This window comes from Pseudomonas rhodesiae (assembly GCF_013285305.1).
Classification (GTDB): domain Bacteria; phylum Pseudomonadota; class Gammaproteobacteria; order Pseudomonadales; family Pseudomonadaceae; genus Aquipseudomonas; species Aquipseudomonas rhodesiae.
Window position 1 is genome coordinate 4,215,939 of sequence record NZ_CP054205.1, and the last position, 26,458, is coordinate 4,242,396.

At 64.5% G+C, this 26,458-nt stretch carries 14 protein-coding genes; 9 read left to right on the top strand and 5 right to left on the bottom strand.

Features of this window, described 5'->3' with window-relative positions; all coding sequences use genetic code 11:
- Positions 1-78: 78 nt before the first annotated feature.
- Both HRH33_RS19020 and HRH33_RS19025 read right to left on the bottom strand, forming a co-directional pair.
- The gene (locus HRH33_RS19020; RefSeq protein ID WP_167416927.1) at positions 79-12,975 is read right to left on the bottom strand and encodes a non-ribosomal peptide synthetase; all 12,897 of its coding nucleotides are present in this window, start codon (positions 12,973-12,975) and stop codon (positions 79-81) included.
- A gap of 52 nt (positions 12,976-13,027) precedes the next feature.
- Entirely contained in the window at positions 13,028-13,780 is a 753-nt protein-coding gene (locus HRH33_RS19025; RefSeq protein ID WP_167416926.1) for a thioesterase II family protein, read from the bottom strand.
- 302 nt (positions 13,781-14,082) lie between these two features.
- Between HRH33_RS19025 and HRH33_RS19030 the strand changes: the two genes are divergently transcribed.
- Positions 14,083-14,634, top strand: coding sequence for an RNA polymerase factor sigma-70 (locus tag HRH33_RS19030; RefSeq protein ID WP_034138813.1), 552 nt, complete (start codon positions 14,083-14,085; stop codon positions 14,632-14,634).
- Positions 14,635-14,643: 9 nt separating this feature from the next.
- Here HRH33_RS19030 and HRH33_RS19035 read toward each other — a convergent pair whose 3' ends face one another.
- Together HRH33_RS19035 and HRH33_RS19040 are read right to left on the bottom strand one after the other, a co-directional pair.
- A complete protein-coding gene (locus tag HRH33_RS19035) occupies positions 14,644-15,432 on the bottom strand; it encodes a substrate-binding periplasmic protein (protein ID WP_094064919.1) in 789 nt (262 codons plus the stop codon).
- A gap of 93 nt (positions 15,433-15,525) precedes the next feature.
- On the bottom strand, positions 15,526-16,152 hold the full coding sequence (locus tag HRH33_RS19040) for a TetR/AcrR family transcriptional regulator (protein ID WP_034099426.1): 627 nt from the start codon (positions 16,150-16,152) through the stop codon (positions 15,526-15,528).
- Between the two features lie 152 nt (positions 16,153-16,304).
- Between HRH33_RS19040 and HRH33_RS19045 the strand changes: the two genes are divergently transcribed.
- The 8 genes from HRH33_RS19045 (at position 16,305) to ppnP (ending at position 25,546) form a co-directional block, all read left to right on the top strand.
- Positions 16,305-18,083, top strand: coding sequence for an acyclic terpene utilization AtuA family protein (locus HRH33_RS19045; protein WP_167416925.1), 1,779 nt, complete (start codon positions 16,305-16,307; stop codon positions 18,081-18,083).
- Between the two features lie 13 nt (positions 18,084-18,096).
- A complete protein-coding gene (locus tag HRH33_RS19050; protein ID WP_094064921.1) occupies positions 18,097-18,969 on the top strand; it encodes an SDR family oxidoreductase in 873 nt (290 codons plus the stop codon).
- A gap of 4 nt (positions 18,970-18,973) precedes the next feature.
- Positions 18,974-20,590: an acyl-CoA carboxylase subunit beta gene (locus HRH33_RS19055; RefSeq protein ID WP_167416924.1), complete on the top strand. Its 1,617-nt coding sequence runs from the start codon at positions 18,974-18,976 to the stop codon at positions 20,588-20,590.
- 16 nt (positions 20,591-20,606) lie between these two features.
- Positions 20,607-21,764 (top strand): citronellyl-CoA dehydrogenase, encoded by a 1,158-nt coding sequence (atuD, locus tag HRH33_RS19060; protein ID WP_167416923.1) that lies wholly within the window; start codon positions 20,607-20,609, stop codon positions 21,762-21,764.
- On the top strand, positions 21,761-22,522 hold the full coding sequence (locus HRH33_RS19065) for an enoyl-CoA hydratase/isomerase family protein (protein WP_094064924.1): 762 nt from the start codon (positions 21,761-21,763) through the stop codon (positions 22,520-22,522). The genes atuD and HRH33_RS19065 overlap by 4 nt, the downstream gene beginning before the upstream one ends.
- Before the next feature lie 90 nt (positions 22,523-22,612).
- Positions 22,613-24,535 (top strand): acetyl/propionyl/methylcrotonyl-CoA carboxylase subunit alpha, encoded by a 1,923-nt coding sequence (locus tag HRH33_RS19070; RefSeq protein WP_167416922.1) that lies wholly within the window; start codon positions 22,613-22,615, stop codon positions 24,533-24,535.
- A 90-nt stretch (positions 24,536-24,625) separates the two neighbouring features.
- Positions 24,626-25,168 (top strand): 3'-5' exonuclease, encoded by a 543-nt coding sequence (locus HRH33_RS19075; RefSeq protein ID WP_094064926.1) that lies wholly within the window; start codon positions 24,626-24,628, stop codon positions 25,166-25,168.
- 93 nt (positions 25,169-25,261) lie between these two features.
- Positions 25,262-25,546, top strand: coding sequence for a pyrimidine/purine nucleoside phosphorylase (ppnP, locus tag HRH33_RS19080; protein WP_167416921.1), 285 nt, complete (start codon positions 25,262-25,264; stop codon positions 25,544-25,546).
- A gap of 67 nt (positions 25,547-25,613) precedes the next feature.
- Here the strand turns inward: ppnP and HRH33_RS19085 are convergent, their stop codons facing one another.
- Positions 25,614-26,420: an MOSC domain-containing protein gene (locus tag HRH33_RS19085; protein WP_034138822.1), complete on the bottom strand. Its 807-nt coding sequence runs from the start codon at positions 26,418-26,420 to the stop codon at positions 25,614-25,616.
- Positions 26,421-26,458: the final 38 nt, after the last annotated feature.

Consider the following 26,458-nt stretch of genomic DNA (forward strand, 5'->3'; position numbering starts at 1 on the left):
GCGCAGGGCAAGCCTGCTCATACCACAGAGTTATGTGTCGGCCTTCAGGACTTGAGTAAGTGTTATGACCATCGCAGATCAGAGCCCTTCCAACTCCGCCATCAAATCACTCAAACGATCCACCTTCTCCACGCTGATCTCACTGCCCGCCAACCCGTCGATGTACTCGGCCAGTTCCGCCACGCTGCTGCACTCGAACATCGCCCGCAGCGGTACGTCCCGTTGCAGGGTTTTCTGCACGCGCGACGCAATCTGTGTGGCCAGCAGCGAATGCCCGCCCAGCTCGAAGAAGTTGTCCTGCACACCGACCCGCTCGACTTTGAGCACTTCGGCCCAGATGACGGCCAGGGTGGTTTCCAGTTCGTTGCGTGGCGCCAGGTAATCCTGGCGGTGCAACTGGCCGATCTCCAGGGCCGGTAGGGCGTTGCGGTCGAGTTTGCCGTTGGCGTTGAGCGGCAGGCGTTCAAGCCATAGCCAATGCAGCGGCACCATGTACTCCGGCAGTTCGGCGCGCAGGCGCTGTTTGATACGGTCCAGGCGCTCGCTGGGGTTGAGCGCGCCATCGGCCGCCACCAGGTAGCCCACCAAGTGCTTGCCGTTGACGCCGTCCTGCACGCCGACGGCGGCGTCGCGCAGGTCGGCTTGTTCGTGCAGACGCGCTTCGATTTCCCCCAACTCGATCCGGTAGCCGCGAATCTTCACCTGATGGTCGATCCGACCGACATATTCCAACACCCCATCGCTGCGCCGCCGCGCCAGGTCGCCGGTGCGGTACAGGCGTTCGCCCGGCGCGCCGAACGGGTCGGGCACGAAGACCGGCGCAGTACGCAACGGGTCGCCAACATAGCCGCGCCCGACCCCGGTGCCCGCCACGCACAACTCGCCGACGGCGCCTTGGGGCACCAACTCCAGTGCGCCATCGAGCAGGTACAGGCGGTTGTTGTCGGTGGGTGTGCCAATCGGCAGATAAGTGCCACGGGTCGAAGCCAGGTCGACGCGGAAGAACGCCACGTCATCGGAACATTCCGCCGGGCCGTACGCATTCACCAGGCCGATCTCGGGGTAGCGTTGCAGCCACTGGTGCGCCAGTTCAGGCGGCATCGCCTCGCCGGTCGGCAGCATCCAGCGCAGGCCGTCCAGGTGCAGGCGCTCCTGGGCGAGCATGCCCTGAATCAGCGACGGCACGCTCTCCAGCACGCTGATGCCCTGGGCCTGCACATGGGCCAGCAAACCTTGCGGGTCGTGGGCGATGCTGTTCGGCACGATATCCACCCGCGCGCCAAACAACGGCGCGGCGAGGAATTGCCACACGGAAATATCGAAACTCTGGGAGGCGGTTTGCGCGATCACATCCGCTGCGGTCAGGTCCAGGTACGGCACTTTGCTCAACTGGTTATTAAGCATGCCGCGCTGTTGCACCATCACGCCTTTGGGCAGGCCGGTGGAGCCGGAGGTGTAGATCACATAGGCGAGGTTGTCGGGGCCACTGTAGACACCCGGGTTCTCACCACGGGCCGGCACTTCGTCCCATACCAGCAACTGGCAGTCGATACCGTCCAACAACGCGATGGCCTGTTCGCGACACGCCTCGCTGCACACCAGCAGCGGCGTACGGCTCAGCTCGATAAGGCGGCGCAGACGCTGGCTCGGCAAGCCCGGGTCCAGGGGCAAGTAGCCGGCCCCGGCCTTGAAGCTGCCGATGATCATGCCCAGCAGTTCCAAGTCGCGCTCGGCCAGCAACGCCACCGGTTGATCCAGGCCGACACCCGCCGCGATGAGTGCGTGCCCCAGGCCATTGCTGCGGCGATTCAGTTCCTCGTAACTCCAATGCCGGTCCAGGCAACTGGCGGCGATACGCTGTGGATGCGCGGCTACCTGGGCTTCGAACAGCTCCACATAGCTGCGCTCCAGCGGGTAGGCGTGTTCGCTCTGGTTGCAGCCGTGCACCAGGAAATCGCGCTCCTGTTCGCCCATCAGCGGCAAGTCGGCCATGTCGCCATGGAAGCCCTGCACCAGCGCCAGCAGCAGGCGTTTGAACTCGGCGAGCAAGCCTTGCACGGTGCTTTCGTCGAAATAGCGTTGGTCGTAGGACAGGTGCAAGCCCAGGTCGTCGCCCGGATAGCACACGGCCGTCAGCGGGAAATTGGTGTGGGTGCGACCGGAATCCGAGGTGGCGTTCAGGCTGTGGGCGCGGTCCAGCACCGTGGTGTCCACCGGGGCGTTTTCGAACACGAACAGGCTGTCGAACAACGGCTGGCCCTTGGGCAGTTCGCTGTGTTCCTGGATGGTCACCAGCGGCAGGTATTCGTACTCGCGCAATTGCATATTGCTGTCGAGCAGGCCGTTCAACCACTGCCGCACGCTGCAGGGCTGGCCGTCCTCGGGCAGTTGCACCCGCAGGGCGATGCTGTTGATAAACAGACCGACCGTGTGTTGCATCTCGGGCATGTCCACCGGACGACCGGCCACGGTCACGCCAAAAACCACGTCACGGTCTCCGCTCACCCGACGCAGCACCAGCGCCCAGGCCGCCTGGGCGAAAGTGTTGACGGTCAGTTGATGGGCCTGGGCCAATTCACGCAGCTGTGCGCCGTCGTGCGCATCGAGGCGGGTGTAGCAGTCGCCCACCACCATGCCGCCGCTGTGGCCGGCGTGTTCGCGCAGGAATGGGCGGTCGCTGGGGATCGGCGTGGTGCGTTCGAAGCCTTTCAGGTTCTGTTGCCACCACTGGCGCGCTTCGCTCAGGTTGCGGCGTTGCAGCCAGGCGATGTAGTCGCGATAGCGCGGCGGCGTGGCCAGCTGCGCGTCGCGGCCTTCACCCAGCGCCAGGTAGATTTCGAAGAAGTCGTTCATCAGCAACGAACGGCACCAGGCATCGATCAGGATGTGGTGGTTGCTCATCATGAACCAGTAGCGCGCCTCGCCCACGCGAATCAGCCGCAGGTGGAACGGAGCCTGGTTGAGCAGATCGAAACCGGCCTCGCGCTCGGCCTTGAGCAGCGCTTGCAGGCGCGGCTCATGCTCGGCCTCCGGCGCGTGACGCCAGTCCAAGTACTCGATGGGGGTGCTACCCGGTGCGTGAATCACTTGCAGCATGTCTTCGCCGACGTTCCAGCAGAACGACGCGCGCAAGGCTTCGTGACGGGCGATCACCGCTTGCCAGGCCTGGGCGAAACGCTCGGGGTCCAGCTCGCTGTTGATGCGGTAGCGGTCCTGCATGTAGTACAGGCCGGTACCCGGTTCCAACAAGGTGTGCAGCAGCAGACCTTCCTGCATCGGGGTCAGCGGGTAGACATCTTCGATCACATGGGCGGGCACCGGCAGGCTGTCCAGTTGTGCCTGGGTCAGGCGCGCCAGAGGGAAGTCCGACGGTGTCAGGCCACCGGCCTGGTCGCTGAGGCAGTGTTCGATCAGGCTGTGCAACTCGGCCAGGTAAGCCTCGGCCAATGCGCCGATGGTGCGCGCATCATAGCGTTCGCGGCTGAAGGTCCAGCGCAGCAGCAATTGACCGCCGTAGACCTGGCTGTCCACGCTCAAAGCATTGGGCAGCGGCGCGTCCGGGTCATGGGCCTGGCCGGCCGGCTCATCCAGCGGATGGAACAGCGCATCGGCGCCGAAGCTCTGGTCGAACTGGCCAAGGTAATTGAAGGTGATTTCGGCGCTCGGCAGCGCCGCCATCTGCTGCTTGCAACCGGCGTCCGCCAGGTAGCGCAGCACGCCATAGCCCAGGCCCTTGTGGGGCACCGCGCGCAGCTGTTCCTTGATCGCCTTGATCGAATCGCCCTGCCCGTCTTGGGGCGTGAGGCGCAGCGGGTACGCGCTGGTGAACCAGCCGACGCTACGGGTCAGGTCGATATCGTCGAACAGCGGTTCGCGGCCGTGGCCTTCCAATTGGATCAACGCCGAGGCGTGGCCGCTCCAGCGGCACAGTACGCGGGCCAGGGCGGTCAGCAGCAGGTCATTGACCTGGGTGCGGTATGCGCTGGGCGCCTGTTGCAGCAACTGGCGGGTGCGCTCGGCGTCCAGGCGCACGCTGACGCTGTCGGCATCGCGATTGCGCAGCGCGCCATGGGCACGGTCCACCGGCAACGCCACGTCAGGCCCGGCCAACTGCGCTTGCCATACGGCCAGTTCTTCGCGCAGGGATTCGCTGCCGGCATACGCCTGCAGGCGCGCGGCCCAGTCACGCAGCGCGCTGGTCTTGGCCGGCAGGCTGACCGACTGGCCGGCGCTCAACTGGCGGTACACCGTTTGCAAATCTTCGAGCAGCACACGCCACGACACGCCGTCCACCACCAGGTGATGGATCGCGATCAGCAGGCGTTGCTGGCCCTCGGGCCCGTCCACCAGCAGCGCGCGCAGCAGCGGGCCGTGTTGCAGGTCGAGGCTGCGCTGGGTGTCGTTGAACAGCGCGGTGCACTGCGCCATGTCGCGTACCTGGGCCTGCATCAGCACACCGCCGCGGGGCACGCCCAGGTGTTCGGCGTGCCACTGGGCGTCGCGCCGGGTAAAACTCAGGCGCAGCGCATCGTGCTGTTCCAGAACCGCCAGCAGCGCTTGCTCCAGACGGTGCGGGTCGAGCAGTTGCAGCGGCTTGAGCAGCAGCGCCTGGTTCCAGTGCTGACGGTTGGGCATCGGCGTTTCGAAGAACCACTGTTGGATCGGCGTCAGCCCCGAACGACCGGTGAGCACGCCTTGCTCGGCGCGAATGTGCTCGGTGCGCGTGGCCACGGCGGCCAAGGCCCTCACGGTCTGGTGCTGGAACAGGTCACGCGGGCTGAAATGAATCCCGGCCTGGCGTGCGCGGCTCACCACTTGGATCGACAGGATCGAATCGCCGCCCAGTTCAAAGAAGTTATCGTCCAGGCCCACTTGCTGCACATTCAACACGGCGCACCAGATCGCGGCCAGGCTGCTTTCAAGGGCGTTGCCTGGCGCCACGTAATGTTGGCGGTTGGCCTCCGGGTCGGGTTGCGGTAACGCACGGCGGTCGAGCTTGCCGTTGGCAGTCAGCGGCATGCTGTCGAGCACGATCAGATGCGCGGGCACCATGTAGTCCGGCAGTTGCGCCTTGAGGTGGGCTTTGAGGGCCTCGCGCAGAGGGCCGTGCTCGGCGTCGCTGACCAGGTACGCCACCAGTTGTTTGCCGCTCGGCGCATCCAGCGCCAGCACCACCGCTTCGCGCACCTGGCTGTGTTCCAACAGACGGGTTTCGATTTCCCCCAGCTCGATGCGGAAACCGCGAATCTTCACCTGATGGTCGATTCGCCCCAGGTACTCCACCAGGCCATCGGCGCGCTGGCGCACCAGGTCACCGGTGCGGTACAGACGCCCGCCATCGGCGGCAAACGGGTCGGCCACAAAGCGCTCGGCGGTCATGCCCGGACGTTGATGGTAACCCTGGGCCAGACCGGCCCCGCCAATGTACAACTCGCCGCTCGCGCCCTGGGGCACCAGGGCCAGATCGGCATCCAGAATGTACGCCACGCGCTCACCGACAATGCTGCCGATCGGCACGCTGCCAGCGCCCTCCTCCCACTGCGGCGGCGCCAGGCTGGCCAGGGGCATCACCACGGTTTCGGTGGGGCCGTAGGCGTTGAAAAACAGCGCGGGCTGGAACGCCCCACGGATGCGCTGCAAGTGTTCGCCGGTCAGGGCTTCGCCGCCAGTGATGCACATGCGCACCGGCAATGTCTGCCGCTGGGTCGCAAGCCATTGCGCCAACTGGCTGCCGTAGCTCGGGGTAAAGCCCAGCACCGTGACGCCATGGTCGCGTATCAACCCGCAGATCTGCTCGGCATCCCATTGCCCCTCAGCCCGCAGCACCACGTGTGCGCCGCTGAGCAACGGCACCAGCAAACGCTCGGTGGCGGCGTCGAAGTTGATCGAATAGAAGTGCAATTCGCAATCGTCGGCGCGCATGCCGAAACGCTCGATCACCGCCTGGCAGTGCATGGCGATTTCACCGTGGGACACCACCACGCCTTTGGGCTTGCCGGTGGAGCCGGAGGTGTAGATCAGATAAGCCTGATGCTGCGCCAGGTTGATGCACGGCGGCGCCTCGGCCGGGTAATGGCCCAGCACCGGCAGGTCATCCTCCAGGCACCAGCAGGCTACCGTGGCCGGCAGTTCGCCGAGGGCTTCGAACATCGCCGCATCGCTGAGCAGCAGGCCGATGCCGCTGTCGTCGATCATGTAGTGCAGGCGATCGAGGGGGTATTCCGGGTCCAGCGGCACATAGGCGCCGCCGGCCTTGAGGATCGCCAGCAGGCCAACCACCATCTCCAAGGACCGGGGCAGTGCCAGGCCGACCCGCACTTGGGGGCCCACGCCACGCTCGCGCAGCATCCAGGCCAGGCGGTTGGCGCGCGCTTCCAGCTCGCGGTAGCTGAGGGTTTCACCGGCAAAGGTCAGCGCCGGGGCGTCGCCACGTTGTCGTGCCTGTTGGCTGAACAGCGGATGCAGGCATTGATCCAGGCGATGCACACCGGGCTCGGCGCCCAGGCTGCGCTGTAACTGGCGTTGTTCAGCGGCGCTCAGCAACGGCAATTCGCTCAAGCGCTGGTGCGGGTCGGCGATCAGTGCTTCGAGCAGGTTGCGCCAATGCTCGGCCATGCGCGCGATGCGCGGTTCGTCGAACAGATCGGTGCTGTAGGTCAGGCAGCAACCCAGGCGATGGTCGAGGTCGGTGACTTCCAGGTTGAGGTCGAACTTGGTGGCGCGCGCATCGTTGGCCAGGTACTCGACGGTCATGCCGGCCAGTTGGCGGCGCTGTTGGAATTCCCAACGCTGCACGTTGCACATCACCTGGAACAGCGGGTTGTACGCTGCACTGCGCGGCGGTTGCAAGGCTTCGACCAAGTGGTCGAACGGCAGGTCCTGATGGGACTGGCCTTCGATCACAGTGTGACGAACGTGCTCGAACAATTCGTGGACATTCATCTGCCCATCGAGCTGGCAACGCAGCACCTGGGTGTTGAGGAACGCGCCGATCAGCCCCTCGCTTTCCGGGCGGATGCGGTTGGCCACGGGGGCGCCGATGCGCAGGTCGGTCTGGCCGCTGTAGCGGTAGAGCAGCACCGCCAGGGTCGCGGTCATGGTCATGAACAGCGTCAAGCCGCGCTCGGCATTGAACGCCCGCACCCGCGCGGCCAGTTCGTCGCTGAGGTCGAAGCGATACAGCTCGCCCCGATGGCTTTGCACCGGCGGCCGCGGACGGTCGGCGGGCAGTTCCAGCAAGGGGTGTTCGCTGCCCAGTTGCGCGGTCCAATAATCCAATTGGCGCTGACCCTCGCCGCTCTCCAGCCATTGGCGTTGCCACACGCTGTAGTCCAGGTACTGCACCGGCAGCGGTGCCAGCGGCGACTCGCGCTCGTCGATAAACGCTTCGTACAGCGCACTGAGTTCACGGGCAAAAATGTCCATGGCCCAGCCTTCGGTGACGATGTGGTGCAAGGTCAGCACCAGGTAATGCTCCTGCTCGCCGGCCTTGACCAGGCACGCACGCAGCAACGGCCCGGTTTCCAGGTTGAACGGCGTATGGGCTTCGTGATCGGCCAACTGCTGCAGGCGCTGCTGGCGCTCGGCAGCATCGAGGGCGGACAGGTCCTGCCAGTCCATGCGCACGCCGGTCTGCGCCGCGACCCGCTGACAAGCCACGCCGTCGACGCTGGGGAACGTGGTGCGCAGGGTTTCGTGACGCATGATCAAGGCCTGCAATGCGGCTTCGAAACGCCCCACATCCAGCACCCCGCGCAAGCGCGCCATACCGCCGACGTTGTAGGCCGGGCTGTCCGGTTCCATCTGCCAGAGGAACCACATGCGCTGCTGGGAATAGGACAGCGGCACCGGCTGGCGACGGTCGACCCTGGCGATGGCGGTGTGCTGATTGCGCTGACCGGCCGCCTGGATCAGCGCGACCTGTGTGGCAAATGCTTCAAGCTCGCTGGCGTCGAACAGGGTGCGCAACGGCAGCTCGACATCGCAGGCTTGGCGAGTGCGGGAGACGATCTGGGTAGCCAGCAGGGAGTGGCCGCCGAGGGCGAAGAAATCATCGCGCAGGCCCACCTGCGGCACCCCGAGCACCTCGCGCCAGATCGCTGCGATCTGCTGCTGCAACGGCGTCGCGGGCTCCACATGTTCGCGGGTGTGCCACACCGGCTCAGGCAACGCGCGACGGTCGAGTTTGCCGCTGGGGCTCAGGGGCATGGCATCCAGGCGTATCACCTGCGCGGGCACCATGTACTCCGGCAGCTCGGCGGCCAGGGCGGCTTTGACGTCGCGTTCATCCAACGGGGTGTGCGCGGTGTAGTAACCGATCAATTGCCCGTCGCGTACCAACACCACGGCTTGGGCGACACCGTCCAGGGCCAGCAGGCGCGCTTCGATTTCTTCCGGCTCCACGCGGAACCCGCGCAGCTTGACCTGCTGGTCGAGGCGGCCGAGGTATTCCAGCACACCGTCGCGGCTCCAACGCACGCGGTCGCCGGTGCGATACAGGCGCGTGCCGGCTTCGCCCAGCGGGTCGGCAACGAAACGTTCGGCGGTCAGCCCGGCACGCCCCAGGTAACCGCGCGCCAGGCCGATGCCGGCGATGCACAACTCACCCGGCACTCCGGCGGGCAGTGGGTTGAGGTGCTCGTCGAGCACGCGGCAGATCACATTACCCAGCGGCCGACCAATCGGCGAGCGCTCGCCGTCCTCGGCCTGGCAGTGCCAATGGGTGACGTTGATCGCGGTTTCGGTCGGCCCATAGCGGTTGTGCAACTGCACCGCCGGCAACTGCGCCAACACGCGATTACGCAGCTCGGCGGGCAAGGCTTCGCCACCGGAAAACAGGCGGCGCAGGCTGGTGCATTCGGCGGCCAGCGGCTCGTCGATAAACAGCTGCAACAGCGGCGGCACAAAGTGCAGCGTGGTCACGCCGTAGGTCTGCACCAACTGTGCGATGCGGTGGGGGTCACGGTGTTCGCCGGGCCCGGCCAGTACCAGGCGGCAGCCGCTGATCAACGGCCAGAAGCACTCCCATACCGACACGTCAAAACTGATCGGCGCCTTCTGCATCAGCACATCGCTGGCGTCGAGCCGATAGGTGGCCTGCATCCATTGCAAGCGCTCGGCCAGAGCCCCGTGGGTGTTGCCCACGCCTTTGGGCTGGCCGGTGGAGCCGGAGGTGTAGATCACGTAAGCGAGGTTGTCGCCGTGCAGGTGCAGGCCCGGCGGCTGGGTCGGCCAGCTGTCCAGGTGCAGGCTGTCCATCGCGATCACGCACACGCCCTCGGCGCTCGGCACGCGATCGAGCAGTGCGGTCTGGGTCAGCAGCAGGTGCACGCCGCTGTCCTTGAGCATGTAGGCCAGGCGCTCGGCCGGGTAGTCCGGGTCCAGTGGCACGTAGGCGCCGCCGGCCTTGATGATCGCCAGCAGGCCGATCAGCAACTGCGGCGAACGCTCGGCGGCGATGGCCACGCACACGTCCGGGCCGACGCCTTTGTCGCGCAGGTAATGGGCCAGGCGATTGGCCTGGGTATGCAGTTGGGCGAAGCTCAGGCTGCCGCCGTCCCACACCAGCGCGGTGGCGTCCGAGGTGTGCTGGTTGAGGGCTTCGGGCAGCCATTGTTGCGCCGGTGCGCAGGGCGCCGCGTTCCATGCCTGCTGTTCATCGTGCGGCAGCAGCGCAAGGTCGCTGAGGGCCAGGTGCGGGTGTTCGCACACGCAGTGCAGTAGGTGGATAAAGTGCTCGGCCAGACCCTGGATAGTCGCCGCCTCGAACAGTTCGTCGGCGTAGTCGAACGACAGACTCAGGCGCCCGTTGCGGTCCTCTTCACTGTGCAGTTGCAGGTCGAACTTGGCCTCGCGGCTGTGCCATGGCAACTCGTCGGCGAGCATGCCCGGCAGGCGGCGCAGCGCGCTCAAGTCCCGCTGCTGATGGTTGAACATCACCTGGAACAACCCCTGTTCGCGAGCCTGGGGGAAGGCTTCCAGCAGTTGTTCGAATGGCAGGTCCTGATGGGCCTGGGCGCCCAATGCGGTTTGGCGGGTAGCGGCCAGCAACTCATTGAACGGCAGGCGCCCATCCAGCTCGGCGCGTAGCACCAAGGTGTTGATAAAGAAGCCCACCAGCCCCTGGGTTTCCTGGCGCGGGCGGTTGGCGCTGGGCACGCCGATACGGATATCGCGCTGGCCGCTATAGCGGTAGAGCAAGGTCTGGAAGGCCGCGAGCAGCAACATGAACGGCGTGGATTCATGGGCCTGGGCAGTCTGGCGAAGCGCCTCGCTGAGACTCGCGCTCAAGCGCACGCTATGCCGCGATGCGCTGCGGCGGTGCTGGGCCGCACGCGGGTGATCGGTCGCCAGGCTCAGCACCGGGTGCTCATCGCCCAGTTGCGCCTGCCAGTACGCCAGTTGACGCGAGCCCTCACCGTCGGCCAGCCATTGGCGCTGCCAACTGCCGTAGTCGGCGTAGCTTACGGTCAAAGCTGGCAGCGTCAGGGTTTGGCCTTGAACAGCGGCCGAATACAGGCGCGCGAACTCGTCGAGCAGGATCGACAACGACCAGCCATCGGCGATGATGTGGTGCAGCGTCACCAGCAACTGGTGGTCTTCGTCGTCCAGGCGCACCAGGGTTACCCACAGCAGCGGACCTTTTTCCAGATCGAACACGGTGCGCGCTTCGTCCTCGCGAATCTGCTGCGCGCGGGCTTCACGCTCGGCGGCGGGTAAATCGCTGAGGTCGATCAGTTGCAAGTCGAACGTGACTGCGGCGTCGATGCGCTGATAGGCCTGGCCGTCGCGCTCGTAAAAGCGCGTACGCAGGGCGTCGTGGCGCTGGATCAACTGCGCGAAGCTGGCGCGCACCGCGTCTTCATCCAGTTCGCCGCGCAGACGCAGGGCGCCGGGGATGGTGTACGCGCTGCTCTGGGGGTCGAGTTGCCAGGTGATCCACAGGCGATTCTGCGCCAGGGACTGAGGCCGTTCGTCGTGAGCAGACAAGGCGCGGATGGCCCCTTGAGCCACACCGCCGTCCTGTTGCAGGTGCGCGACCTGTGCGGCAAAACCCTGCAGGGTCGGTGCCTCGAACAACAGGCGCAGGTTCAGCTCCAGGCCCAGGCTTTCACGCAGGCGCGCAATCACCTGGGTGGCGCTGATGGAGTTACCGCCGAGCAAGAAGAAGTGGTCGTCGGCTGCCACGCTCGCGACCTGCAGTTGCTCGCACCAGATCGCGGCGATCTGGCGCTGCAGTTCGGATTCCAAGCTCGCCTCAACGGCCAACACCTGCCGATCGGGGAGTTGCGCATAACAATCGAGACTGCCATCGGCATGGCGCAGTGCGCAGGCGGCGCGCTGCACCTTGCCGCTGGAGGTCTTGGGCAAACCGCCGGGGTTGAGCAGCACCACCACACACGGCGCTTCTTGATAGGCCTCGGCCACCGCTTGACGAATCGCTTTGATCAACGCTTCGGGCGGCAGGATTTTCTGCACGCTGCGGCTGATTTCGGCGGCGATGCCGATACCTTCCAGGCCCTGATCACTGACGGCGAACGCCGCCACCCGGCCCTTGCGCACCACTTCCACTTCGCGCTCGATGGTCTGCTCGATGTCCTGGGGATAGAGGTTGTGGCCGCGCACGATCAACAGGTCCTTCAGGCGACCGGTGATGTACACCTCGCCGTCGCGCCGAAAGCCCAGGTCACCGGTGCGCAACCAGGTACGCCCGGCGTGCGACACAAAGGTCTTGGCGGTGGCTTCGGGGTTACGCCAGTAGCCGTGGGCGATGCTCGGCCCGCTGGCCCAGAGTTCGCCGACGTGGTTGTCAGCCAGTTCGCTCAGGCTGTGGGGGTCGACGATCAACACCGCGTGGTCCGGCTGCGCCGTGCCGCAGCTCATGATCGCACTGCCCTGCCCTGGCTCGGCGCGGTTGGCGGCCAGCGCCGCGTCGTCCACCCGCAGCGCCGGGATACCCTGGCCACGACGGCCGCCGGCCACAAACAGTGTGGCTTCGGCCAGGCCGTAGGAGGCGAAAAAGTTGTTGGGGCTGAAGCCGCACACCGCGAATTTGTCGGCGAAGCGCTCCAAGGTGTCGAGGCGGATCGGTTCGGAACCGGAATAGGCCACGCGCCAGCGGCTCAGGTCGAGGCGCTCCAGGGCCGATTCGCTGACCCGCTCACTGCACAAGCGATAGGCAAAGTCCGGACCGCCGCTGATGGTGCCGCCGTATTCACTGATCGCTTCCAGCCAGCGCAACGGCCGACCGAGAAAGTACGCCGGCGACATCAACACACACGGCACGCCGCTGAAAATCGGTTGCAGCAGGCCGCCGATCAAGCCCATGTCGTGGTACAGCGGCAGCCAGCTGACGATCACGTCGTCCGGGTTGAGGTCAATGCCGAAACCACGGCGGATCAGCACTTCGTTGGCCACCAGGTTGCCGTGGCTGACTTGCACGCCTTTGGGCAACGCGGTGGAACCGGAGGTGTATTGCAGAAAGGCAATATCGTCAGCTTGCAGGTCGACCGCGACCCACTGCTCGGCGAGCTGCGCGTCGAGGGTGTCGACGCTCAGCACCGGCGGCGCGTTGTGGAGTTGCGCCAGGCCGTCGCTCAGACTGGCGATGGTCAGCAACAGGCGCGGCTCGGCGTCGCCGATGATCGACAGGAGGCGCTCCTGATGATGGCGACGCGTGGACTCCGGCGGATAGGCCGGCACCGCGATCACCCCGGCGTACAAGCAACCAAAGAACGCTGCGACGTAGTCCGGGCCGCTGGGGAACAACAACACCGCGCGGTCGCCCAAGCTCGCCTGCGCCTGCAACGCTGCTGCGATGGTGCGGGCGCGCTGGTCCAGTTCGCGATAACTGAGCACCACGTTGTGCTCGGCCGACTCGGCGAGAAAACGCAACGCCACCTGATCCGGGGTGTGCGCGGCGCGATGTTGAAGGGACTGGACCAATGTGCGGGGAAGTTCGAAGGCGTCCATCATGGGGTTCCTGCCTGAAATCGGCTTACGGGGAAATCGGAAAAATGGGCTGCGCTCAGCCAGCGGCCAGTTGCCGCGGCGCGCCATTGCGCCAGCGCGTCAGGTGTTCCTCGGCATAGCGCCGCACACAGCGCAGCACCGCGCTTTCGTGCTGCACGATGAAGAAGTGGTGACCGTCGAACAGGTCTAGGGAAAAGCCGCTGGCGGCCTCCAATTGCCAGTCGAGCAATTGGTCGGCGCGCACGCTGTCCTGCTTGCCGCCGAACACATGGATCGGCATGCCCAGGGGCTGGCGCTCGCCATAGCTGAAACTGCCGCACAGCAGAAAATCGGCGCGCAGGATCGGCAGCATCAACTGCATCAATTCGGGGTTGGCCAGGGCCTCCTCGGCGGTGCCCTGCAGTTCGCGCAGACGGGCGATCAGCTGTTCATCAGTCTTTTCAACCGCGTATTCACTGACGTCCCGACGGGCCGGCCCGGCAGTCCCGGATACGAACAGCGCCAGCGGCGCCGGCAGATTACGGGCTTTCAGCGCGTGGGCCAGTTCAAACGCCAGCAGGCCACCCAGGCTGTGGCCGAACAAGGCGTAGGGGGTGTGCAGGTCGCGGCTGATTTCCTGCGCGAGCTGCGCCGCCAGGGCCTTGATGTCGCGCTGCAAGGGCTCGTCCATACGCATGCCGCGACCGGGCAATTCCAGTGGGCAGACCTGTAGCCAGTCCGGCAACGCACGGCGCCAGCGCACATAGACCATGGCGCTGGCGCCGGAATAAGGCAGGCAATACAGGCGCAATCGGGTCGCTGCACTCATCCCTGGAGTGCTCCGATGTGAGACACGCTGTGTGCACGATAAAAACCCATCTCGTCCTCCTGCGGGTGCTGATCCTTGGCCGCTGCGGGAACGGACCTGTCACCCATGAGAACGGACGGCCTCGGCAAATAATTAGTCGCCGGGGCAGCGCGTGAGGCACTTCACATCAAAGTGAAAAGCATAAGATTAGTTCGTCTTCTCATTTGACAATCATTATCATTCATCCTAATTTGTTGCCCGATGTGTAGGAGGCCTCAGCAAGGAAGCCCTCCCCTAACCTCTTTTGCGACAAGGTGATTTCCATGACGGAACCAGTAACCACAGGCAGGTGCGATTCACCTCTTCTTCAGGCGTTCGTCGATAATCGAACGATTCTGGTGAAGATCGCGGCACGCATTACCGGCTGCCGCTCGCGGGCCGAAGACGTCGTTCAGGATGCGTTCTTTCGCCTGCAATCGGCGCCGACTATCACCTCCTCGTTCAAAGCCCAGCTCAGTTACCTGTTCCAGATCGTGCGCAACCTGGCGATCGATCACTACCGCAAGCAGGCCCTTGAACTGAAATACTCCGGTACGGAAGAGGAAGGCTTGAATGTGGTGATTCACGGTGCTTCACCGGAAACCTCCCACATCAATTTCAATACCCTGGAAACCATCGCCGAGGCCTTGACCCAACTGCCCCAGCGCACCCGCTATGCGTTCGAGATGTATCGCTTGCATGGCGTGCCACAAAAGGACATCGCCAAGGAGCTGGGCGTCTCGCCGACCCTGGTGAACTTTATGATTCGCGACGCGCTGGTGCACTGCCGCAAGGTCTCGGGCAGCCACAGCGATACGTTTGCGCGGCGGGTGTAAAACCCTCGATCAAGGCACCGGCATCACATCGATGCGGTAAGGCTCGAAAATCTTCAGCATTTCGCCGTTATCGCGCAGGCGTTTGAGCAGCGCGGCAAACGCTGGGCCTGTGATCGGCGCTTTGGGACGCAGCAGCGCGTAGTGGTGGTAGATCTGGTCGATACGCTCCGAGACCAGGAACTGCGTGGCGGTGTCGGCATTGCGTACCATGAAATCGCTGAGGTAAGAGCGGGTCACCAGCGCAATATCGGCGCGCCCGCGGGCGACCATCAGCAGGTTGCTGTCGTGGGAATAGGTCAAGGTCGCGTTGAAGCGTTCGGCCATGAGCTTGGGGTCGGGGTCGAAGTTGGCGAAGGCGTAGTGATAACCGCTGAACACCGCCAGACGCTTGCCGCCAAGGTCAGCGAAATAGCTTTGGTCGCGTCCGGGCGCACGTTGAGCGACAAAGATTTCCGCGTCTTCCAAGCCCATATCGACGCTGGTATGGGGAATCTTCTGCCAGCCCCAGTCGGGGTTTTCGAAGATCGCCATGTCGACCCGGCCCTGGTCGAAATCGCGGAAACGCCGGGGAATCGAAGTGGGCACCAGCACGAACTGGTACTCGGTCTGCTCGGCGTTCAACGCCTCCACCAACTGCGGCAGCAACCCGGTATCGGCCCCCTGCTCAGGTCGCACGGTGTATGGCGGAAAATGCGCCGCGCCGATGCGCACCAATTGCGCAGCTGAAGCAGGCAGCCACGCGGCGGTGCCCAGTGCCCATAAAGTAACTCCTGCAGCCAACCGCCATGGCGATAACATCGAGGCACACACCGTTCATCACTCTGATGGCAATAAGCTAGGCGTTTTTGCCTGGGGAGACAACTTTCTACCGGCAAATTAATAGCTTGCGCCTCAGTCCTCTTTCAGAACCATTAGCAATGCTTCTTCCGCCAGTTGTTCGAGAGTCAGGCTGCCGCCCTCGGCACGGAACCAGGTGGTGGTCCAGGACAGCGCGCCGGTCAGAAAGCGCCGGGTGATAAATACATCGCCGCGGATGTAGCCCGCCGCTTTGGCTTCATTCAACACCTGCAACCAAATCTGCTCATACACGTCACGCAACGCCAGCACCTGGGCCTGCCCCTCGGCCGACAGCGAGCGCCATTCATACACCAGCACCGCCATGGCTTCGCCGCTGCCGCCCATGATCGACTGCAATTCGCAGCGGATCAGCGCCAGCACGCGCTCGCGCACGCTGCTCGCCGCTTGCAGCGAAGCACGCATCAGCGCGGTGTTGTAGTGGATGGTTTCTTCCATCACGGCCCGCAGGATCTCGTCCTTGCTCTTGAAGTGATGAAAGATGCTGCCGGACTGGATGCCCACGGCGCCGGCCAGATCGCGCACGGTGGTGCGCTCGAAACCTTTGTTGCGAAACAGGTGAGCCGCCGTCTGCAGCAACTTGCCCCGGGCACTGTCGGGGTCGGTCAATTGGCCGCCGTCGACCATGGTGCGCATTACCTGCAAGGCTTTTTGCTCATCCATGCTTCTCTCCTCTACTGCCAGAACGTGTTGGCCGGCAATTTAGGCCGTGCCAGCCACCCAAGCAAGCGCTTGGGTAAAACTTGTCAGCGGCGTTTACAAACCAAGCGCTTGCTTGGTAGTCTCGGCCACAGCCATTCGAGGAAGGATTTCTCATGAGCAAGACGGTTCGTATCGGCTGCGCCAGCGCCTTTTGGGGCGACACCTGCACCGCCGCCGCGCAGTTGGTGCACGGCGGTGCCCTGGACTACCTGGTGTTCGATTACCTGGCGGAGGTGACGATGTCGATCCTCGCCGGCGCGCGCATGAAAGATCCCAAGGCCGGTTACGCCACGGACTTCGTCGAGGTGCTCACGCCGTTGCTGGCCGATCTCCAGCGCCAGGGAATCCGGGTGATCAGCAACGCCGGCGGCATCCACCCCCAGGCCTGCGCCGCCGCCCTGCAAGCGGCTTGCGACCATGCCCAAGTGCCCTTGAAAATCGCCGTGCTGCTGGGCGATGACCTGCAACCCCAGCTGAAAAATCTGCACGGCATCACCGATATGTTCGACGGCACGCCACTGCCGCCGGTATGCGTATCGGCCAACGCCTACCTCGGCGCGCCGGGCATCGCCCAAGCCCTCGCCCTCGGAGCGGATATCGTCATCACCGGTCGGGTGGTCGACAGCGCCGTGGTCAGCGCGGCGCTGGTGCATGAATTCGGCTGGTCGTGGCACGATTACGACCGCCTCGCCCAGGCCGCCCTGGCCGGGCACATCATCGAATGCGGCGCGCAGTGTACCGGCGGCAACTTCACCGACTGGCGCGACGTGCCCGATTACGAACATATCGGTTTCCCCATCGTTGAGGTCAGCGCCGACGGCCAGTTCACCGTAAACAAAGTCGACGGTAGCGGCGGATTGATCAGCGAACTCAGTGTGGCCGAACAACTGCTGTATGAAATCGGCGACCCGCGCGCGTATGTGCTGCCGGATGTGATCTGCGATTTCAGCCAGGTCAAATTGCAGCAACAAGGCAAGCACCAGGTGCGCCTGCACGGCGCCAAAGGCTTGCCCCCGACCGACCGCTACAAGGTCAGCGCCACCTACCCGGATGGTTTTCGCTGCACCGCCAGTTGCCTGATCGTCGGGATCGACGCGGTGGCCAAAGCCGAGCGGGTCAGCCAGGCGATCATCGGCAAGACCGCCGAGTTGTTCAGCCAGCGCGGCTGGGCGCCCTTCACCGACGTGAACATCGAACTGCTGGGCAGCGAAGCGACCTACGGCCCCCACGGGCAGCGCCATGACACCCGCGAAGTAGTGGTCAAACTGGCGGTGCGTCACCCAAGCAAACAGGCGCTGGTGCTGTTCGCCCGCGAGATCGCCCAAGCGGCAACGGGCATGGCGCCGGGGCTGACCGGCATCGTCGGCGGGCGGCCGACGGTATACCCGCTGATCCGCCTGTTTTCGTTTCTGATCGACAAATCGGCCTGTGACCTGAGTATCCACTGGCAGGGCGAACGACATACCTGCGCCCTGCCCACTGCCCAGGCACTGGTGACACCGGCGGCACCGATCGACCCACCCAAACCCACAGGCCGCGCCGACGCCAGCGTCGCCCTGGTGAAACTGGCGGTGGCGCGCGCTGGCGACAAGGGCAACCACAGCAATATCGGTGTGATCGCCCGCGCGCCCGAGTACCTGCCCTGGATCGCCGAAACGCTGACCCCAGAAGTGGTCGTCGACTGGATGCGCCATGTGCTCGACCCCGTGCATGGTCGCGTCGAGCGGTGGTACTTGCCCGGCAGTCACAGCCTGAATTTCCTGCTGGAAAACGCCTTGGGCGGTGGCGGCATCGCCAGCCTGCGCATCGACCCCCAGGGCAAGGCTTTCGCCCAGCAACTGCTGGAAATCCCCATAGCCGTGCCGCAGCACATCGCCGATCAACTCAACTGACAGGAGCCTGGCCGTGGCCTTCGACTCGATCTTCAAAGCCGAGCTGTTCAAGGGGCACACCGTGGTGGTCACCGGTGGCGGCAGCGGCATCGGCCGTTGCACCGCCCATGAACTGGCGGCCCTCGGTGCCCGCGTGATCTTGGTGGGGCGCAAGCCGGAAAAACTCCACGCGGTCGCGGCGCAAATTGCCGAAGACGGCGGCAGCGCCCATGGCTACGCCTGCGATATTCGCGATGAAGTGGCGGTCAAAGCGCTGGTCGGCCAAATCATTGCAGAACACGGCGCAATCCACGGCTTGGTCAACAACGCCGGCGGCCAGTACCCCTCGCCCTTGGCGTCAATCAATCAGAAAGGCTTCGAAACCGTGCTGCGGACCAACCTGGTCGGCGGTTTTTTGATGGCGCGAGAGGTGTTCAACCAGTGCATGAGCACCCACGGCGGCGCCATCGTCAACATGCTGGCCGACATGTGGGGCGGCATGCCCGGCATGGGCCACTCAGGAGCGGCGCGCGCCGGTATGGATAACTTCACCAAGACTGCCGCGTTCGAATGGGGCTACGCCGGGGTTCGGGTTAACGCCGTGGCGCCGGGTTGGATCGCCTCCAGCGGCATGGACACCTACGAAGGCGCGTTCAAGGCCGTGATCCCCACCTTGCGCGAACATGTGCCGCTCAAGCGTATCGGCACCGAGTCGGAAGTCAGCGCGGCGATTGTGTTCCTGCTCAGCCCCGCCGCCGCGTTCATCAGCGGCAGCACCCTGCGCATCGATGGCGCCGCCAGCCTTGGCAACCGGGCCTGGCCACTGCACAAAGCGGCCGTGCCGAGCGCGCCGTTCAATGGTTTTCACCGCGCGTATCTGCCCGATGTGCTCAAGGCGCAGGACTGACGCCATGCCGACAATAATCAGCCAGATCGACCCGCACAGCCCGGCGTTCGCCCAGAACCGCGCAGCGCTGCTCGCCAGCATCGAGCACCTGCGCCAGCTGGAAAATGCCCTGCTCGACAAGGCTCAAGCAGCCAAGGCCAAGTTCGAGCAGCGTGGCCAGTTGCTGCCGCGCGAGCGCCTCAGTGCGTTGCTGGACCCGGGCGCGCCGTTCCTGGAACTGGCCAGCCTGGCCGGCTACAAGCTGCACGATGACAAGGACGGTAGCGCCGCCGGCGGTGGCTTGATCGCCGGCATCGGTTACGTCAGCGGTGTGCGGGTGCTGGTGGTGGCCAATAACAGTGCGATCAAGGGCGGCACCATTTCCCCTTCGGGCTTGAAGAAATCCCTGCGCCTGCAACAGATCGCCATGGAGAACAAACTGCCGGTGGTGACCCTGGCCGAGAGCGGCGGCGCCAACCTCAACTACGCCGCCGAGATTTTCGTTGAAGGCGCACGCAGCTTTGCCAACCAGGCGCGCATGTCGGCCATGGGCTTGCCGCAGATCACCGTGGTGCACGGCTCGGCCACGGCCGGCGGCGCCTACCAGCCTGGGTTGTCGGATTACGTGGTGGTGGTGCGCGGCAAGGCCAAACTGTTTCTCGCCGGGCCGCCGCTGCTCAAGGCCGCCACCGGTGAAGTGGCCACGGACGAGGAATTAGGCGGTGCCCAGATGCACGCGCACGTAGCCGGCACCGCCGAATACCTGGCAGAAAACGATGCCGACGGCCTGCGCATCGTGCGTGAGATCGTCAGCCTGTTGCCGTGGAACGCGCACCTGCCGCCGGCGCCGTCGCGTGCCTTCGCCGAGCCGCTGTACCCCATCGACGAGTTGCTCGGCTTGATCCCCGCTGACGCCAAAAAACCCTACGACGTGCGCGAAATCCTCGCGCGTCTGGCCGACGGCTCGCAGTTCCTCGAATTCAAAAGCGAGTTCGACCCGCACACGGTGTGCGGCCACCTGCATATTCACGGCCACGCGGTGGGAGTGATCGGCAATAACGGCCCGATTACGCCCAAGGGCGCGAGCAAGGCCGCGCAGTTTATCCAACTGTGCGACCAGAGCCGCACGGCGCTGCTGTTTCTGCACAACACCACCGGTTTTATGGTCGGCACCGAGTCGGAGCAGCAAGGGGTGATCAAGCACGGTGCGAAGATGATCCAGGCGGTGGCCAACGCACGGGTGCCTAAACTCACGGTGGTGGTCGGCGGTTCCTATGGCGCCGGCAACTATGCAATGTGCGGTCGCGGCTTGGACCCGCGCTTTATCTTCGCCTGGCCCAATAGCCGCACCGCCGTGATGGGGGGCGCGCAGGCGGGCAAGGTGCTGCGTATCGTCACCGAGGCCAAGCAGTTGAAGGACGGCCTGGTGCCCGACCCAAAGGTGCTGGACATGCTGGAGCAGGTCACCGCACAGAAACTCGACAGCCAATCCACCGCGCTCTACGGCAGCGCCAATGTGTGGGATGACGGCCTGATCGATCCACGGGATACCCGCACCGTGCTGGGGTTTGTGCTGGATATCTGCCATGAAGCCGAGGCTCGACAGCTACAGCCGAACAGCTTCGGTGTGGCGCGTTTCTAACAGGAGAACAATAAAAATGATCTTCACCCAGGAACATCAGGAACTGCGCCGCACCGTGCGCGCCTTCGTCGACCGCGAGATCAACCCCCATGTGGACGAATGGGAGAAAGCCGGGCGTTTTCCCATCCACGAGGTTTTCCGCAAGGCCGGCGACCTCGGCCTGCTGGGCATTTCCAAACCGGAACGCTTCGGCGGCATGGGCCTGGACTACAGCTACTCGATTGTGGCCGCTGAAGAGTTCGGCACCATCCGTTGCGGCGGCATCCCCATGGCCATCGGCGTGCAGACCGATATGTGCACCCCCGCCCTCGCCCGCTTCGGTTCCGACGAGCTGCGCGACGAATTCCTGCGCCCGGCCATCAGCGGCGAACAGGTCGGCTGCATCGGCGTCTCGGAAACCGGCGCCGGTTCCGACGTGGCCGGGCTCAAGACCCACGCGCGCAAGGATGGCGGCGATTACGTGATCAACGGCAGCAAAATGTGGATCACCAACTCCCCCAGCGCCGATTTTATCTGCCTGCTGGCCAACACCTCCGACGACAGACCGCACATCAACAAGTCGCTGATCATGGTGCCGATGAACACCCCCGGCGTGAGCCTCAGCCCGCCCCTGGAAAAACTCGGCATGCACAGCTCCGAGACGGCCCAAGTGTTCTTCGACAACGTGCGCGTGCCGCAACGCAACCGCATTGGTCAGGAGGGCGCGGGCTTCATGATGCAAATGCTGCAATTCCAGGAAGAACGCCTGTTTGGCGCGGCCAATATGATCAAGGGCCTGGAGTACTGCATCGACAGCACCATCGCCTACTGCAAGGAACGCCACACCTTCGGCAAAGCACTGATCGACAACCAGGTGATCCACTTTCGCCTGGCGGAACTGGCCACCGAAATCGAATGCCTGCGCGCACTGGTGTACCAGGCCACCGAGCAGTACATCAAAGGCCAGGACGTGACGCGGCTGGCCTCCATGGCCAAGGTCAAGGCCGGGCGCCTGGGCCGCGAAGTCAGCGACAGTTGCCTGCAATACTGGGGTGGCATGGGCTTTATGTGGGACAACCCGGTGGCGCGGGCGTATCGCGATGTGCGCTTGGTGTCGATTGGCGGCGGCGCCGACGAAATCATGCTGGGCATCATCTGCAAACTGATGGGCACCTTGCCGGGGAAAAAGCCATGAACACCCTGTTGCTGGAAGCCCACAACGGTGTGCTGCTCATCACCCTCAACCGCCCACAGAGCCGCAACGCCATGAGCCTGGAGATGGTCAACGAACTGCGCACGGTGCTGGCGCAGCTCGACAGCCAGGTGCGTGCCGTGGTGATCAGCGGCGCGGGCGGGCACTTTTGCGCAGGGGCCGACGTGAAGGATCTGGTCAGTGCGGGCGATCAATTGCAGGCGCTGAACCGCGCATTCGGCACCTTGCTGCAAGAGGTGCAAGCCACACCACGCGTGGTGATCGTGGTGCTGCAAGGCGCCGTGCTGGGCGGCGGGTTCGGCCTGGCCTGCGTAAGCGACATTGCGATTGCCGATCACCAGGCACAGTTCGGTTTGCCGGAGACCAGCCTGGGGGTACTGCCGGCACAGATCGCACCGTTTGTGGTCAAGCGCATCGGCCTGACCCAGGCGCGGCGGCTGGCGCTGACCGCCGCACGCTTCGATGGCGTCCAAGCGCAACGCTTGGGCCTGGTGCATTTTGTCGAGCGCGACCCCCAGGCCCTGGCCGAGCGTGTGGATGAGGTGCTGGGCCAGGTCTTGCAGTGCGCGCCGGGGGCCAATGCACGAACCAAAGCCTTGTTGCTGGCCAGCGTCGATCAGCCGTTGGAGCCGTTGCTGGATCAAGCGGCGCAGTGGTTTGCCGAGGCGGTGGCCAGTGCAGAAGGGATTGAGGGGACACAGGCTTTTGTACACAAGCGCAAGCCTGGTTGGTGCAAATGACGCCAGCCCCGGGGACTGGTTCCAGATGTGAGAGGGGGGCTCGCCCCCGATAAGGCCAGACCAAACAGCGCATAACCAAGGGACCTTCCAATGCCCACATTCAGCAAAATCCTGATCGCCAATCGCGGCGAGATCGCCTGTCGCATCCAGCGCACGGCCCAGGCCCTGGGCTATCGCACCGTGGCGGTATACAGCGACGCCGACGCCGACGCCCTGCATGTGCAGATGGCCGACGAAGCCGTGCACATCGGCCCCGCTGCGGTGCAGCTGTCTTACCTCAATATCCCAGCGATCCTCGAAGCCGCGCATAAAACCGGCGCTGACGCGGTGCACCCCGGCTACGGCTTTCTCTCGGAAAACCCCGACTTCGCCCGCGCCTGCCAACACGCCGGGCTCACCTTTATCGGCCCCAGCGCCGAAGCGATCGAGCTGATGGGCAGCAAACGCCTATCCAAGCTGGCCATGCTGGAGGCCGGCGTGCCGTGCATTGCGGGCTATCAAGGCGCCGATCAGGATGACGCCACCCTGCAACGCCACGCCGAACGCATCGGCTACCCGTTGATGATCAAGGCCAGTGCCGGCGGCGGTGGGCGTGGCATGCGCCTGGTTCATCAACAGGATCAGCTGCTGGCGCAATTGCGTACGGCGCGCTCCGAAGCGCTCAACGCCTTCGGCAGCGCCGAGCTGATTCTGGAACAAGCGCTGATTGAGCCGCGTCATGTCGAAATCCAAGTGTTCGGCGACCGTCACGGCCAGCTGATATACCTGGGCGAGCGCGACTGCTCGGTGCAACGCCGCCATCAGAAAATCATCGAAGAAGCGCCCTGCCCAGTGATGACGCCCGACCTGCGCCAGGCCATGGGCGAGGCCGCGCTCAAGGCTGGGCGCGCGGTGAACTACGTGGGCGCCGGCACCGTGGAGTTTTTGCTTGACCGCGACGGGCGCTTTTACTTCCTGGAAATGAACACCCGCCTGCAAGTCGAGCACCCGGTCACCGAACTGATCACCGGGCTCGACCTGGTGGCCTGGCAACTGCAGGTCGCCGCCGGCCAGCCACTGCCCCTGACCCAGGCCGACGTGACCCTGAACGGGCATGCCATGGAAGTGCGCTTGTACGCTGAAGACCCGGCCCAGGGCTTCCTGCCGCAGACCGGCGACGTGCTGCGCTGGCAACCGGCCGCCGCTGTACGGGTTGACCACGGCGTGCTGGAAGGCCAGCGCATCAGCCCGTTCTATGACGCGATGCTGGGCAAGATCATCGCCCACGGCGCCACCCGCGAAGAAGCGCGGCGCAAACTGCTGCGTGCGGTGCAAGACACGCTGCTGCTGGGGGTGACCAGCAATCAACGGCTACTGGCCGAGGTGCTTGAACATCCGGACTTTGTACGCGGGGACTTCAGCACTGGGTTTATCCCTCGTTATTTCAATGCGATCGCCCCCTACCCGGCCACTGACGAACAATTAGCCGTCGCCGCCGCACTGTTCTACCAGCACAGTGCCGCGCGGCATCGTCCCGGCTTGTCCGGGTGGTGCAACAACGCCAGCGCAGCCAGGAGTTATCGCTTGCTGGTCAACGACAAGGTGCAGGGGATCAGCGTCAGTGTGTCGGCCGATAACGCCCTTTGCATCAACGGCATCGATATCCGGCCGCTCGGGCTCGACGACCGCCACTTCACCCTGGTCATCGATGGCATTCGTCGCCGCCTCGCCTATCACCTCGATGGCAGCCGGTTGTGGCTGCCGGGGCTGACGGTGGTCGACGTGACCCAGCAGGTTGCCCAGCGCCAGGACGACGCCGGCAGCGGTACGCTCAAGGCGCCAATGGACGGGGCAATCGTCGACGTGTGCGTGGGCGTCGGTGACCGTGTGCGCAAAGGCCAACTGCTGCTAGTGCTGGAGGCCATGAAGATGGAGCATCCGCTCAAGGCCGGGGTTGAGGGCGTGGTCAAGGGCATACAGGTGATGACGGGCGATCAGGTTCGCAATCGCCAGATTCTGCTGGAAATCGAATAAACCCTGGCTCTCCTGGAAAAAACAGCGCGGAACTACACGGGCCGTCTACGCTCTATCCCCCAGGACGGGAAGAGTACGGGAACCTGCACCATGCCTCATTGGCTGATTATTGACCTTGAAGCCACGACGGATGAAGGCGGCTGGCCCGTGACGGAGATGGAAGTCATTGAAATCGGCGCGAGCCTGGTCAATCGCCAGGGCCGCGAAGTGGATCATTTCCAGCGCTTTGTGCGCCCGCAGCGCCGCCCGTTGCTGACGCCGTTCTGCCGCCAGCTTACCCATATCACCCAGGCCAATATCGACGCGGCGACGCCGCTGAACGAGGTGTGGCCACTGTTCGAACGCTGGCTGGGCCAGCACCAGACGCGCCTGGAAGGCTGGGCCAGTTGGGGCGACTACGACCGCCAGCAACTGGAACTGGAGTGGCAGCGCCATGGCCTGGACAGCGCCCTGGCCCACACGCCCCATATCAACCTCAAGCAGCGCTTCGCCAAGGCCCGACGCCTGGACAAGCCGCTGGGGCTCAACGGCGCGCTGCAACTGGCGGGGATGCAGTTCCATGGCCAGCAGCACCGGGCACTCGAAGACGCGCGCAACACCGCCCGCCTATTGCCGCTGATTTTGCCGGTCTAGGCAGCCTCGCAAGGCTTGGGCATACTGGCCAACCTTTTCCATAACGCTGCCCTCGCTTCGACAGGGAAGGCAACTTTTTCCGAGGATTCGCCCATGTTCAAAGTCAACGAGTACTTCGACGGCACCGTCAAGTCGATCGCGTTCGGCACCGCTGAAGGTCCGGCGACCATCGGTGTGATGGCCCCGGGTGAATATGAGTTCGGCACTGACCAGCGTGAAATCATGCACGTCGTCTCCGGCGCGCTGACCGTCAAACTGCCGGATGCCAGCGAGTGGCAGACCTTCTCCGCCGGCAGCCAGTTCAACGTACCGGCCAACAGCAAATTCCAGCTGAAGGTCGAGGTCGACACTGCTTACCTGTGCGAATACCGCGGCTAAGGTTTCAGCCAGGCAAAAAAATGCCCGTTTCCCAGGTGGAAACGGGCATTTTTTTATGGGCGATGGATTATTCGAGGATCGTCACCGGCATGCCGACTTCCAGATGACCCACGCCATCGTTGACCAGGTTCTGGCCGAACATCGCGCCATCCTCGGTCTTGCGATAGCCATTCAAAGTCGCGAAGGGTTCGCGGTCGGCGCTGCGCTCGCCGGTGCGCGGGTCGATGGTGGTGAGGATGCAGCGTGCGCACGGCTTGACCACCCGGAACTCCACGTCGCCGATGCGCAGGCGCTTCCAGCCATCTTCGGCAAACGCGTCGGCACCTTCGATCACCAGGTTGGGGCGAAAGCGCAGCATCTCCATGGGGCGGCCGACCTTCTCGGACAGGTCTTCCAGGGAGGCCTGGCCGATCAGCAGCAAGGGATAACCGTCGGCCAGCGCCACCTGGTCATCGTCGCGGCCATAACCGGACTGAGTGGTGCGCGCCCGCTTGAGCGGCATGTGCACCAACCGGGTCGGCGCGCCGACAAACTCGCTGACCCACGCAGCCGCCGCGTCACCGGCATCCGGCAGGCGCGGGGTGTCGCGCCAGATGGTCACGCCGCGCAACGCAGCGTCTTCGTCGGGCAATGGGACGTCAAGGGAGGTATGGCCAGGCGAACTCAGGGTCAGGCCACCGGCGCTGTTCCACAAGGCCGACAGCTGGCTCATCTTGGTGACGGCGCGTTGCGTCAGGAAGCGCCCACTGGCCTCGTCCACCAGCATCCAGCGTCGATCCCCGTCCAACCCGAGCTTATCCAGGCCGCTGTGTTGCAACGATTCGGCCTTGCCGGATTTCAAGGGATAACGGTACAACGCGCTGAGACGAAGCATGGCTCTGCATTCCTGAGGGGCAAAGCCATCACCCTAAG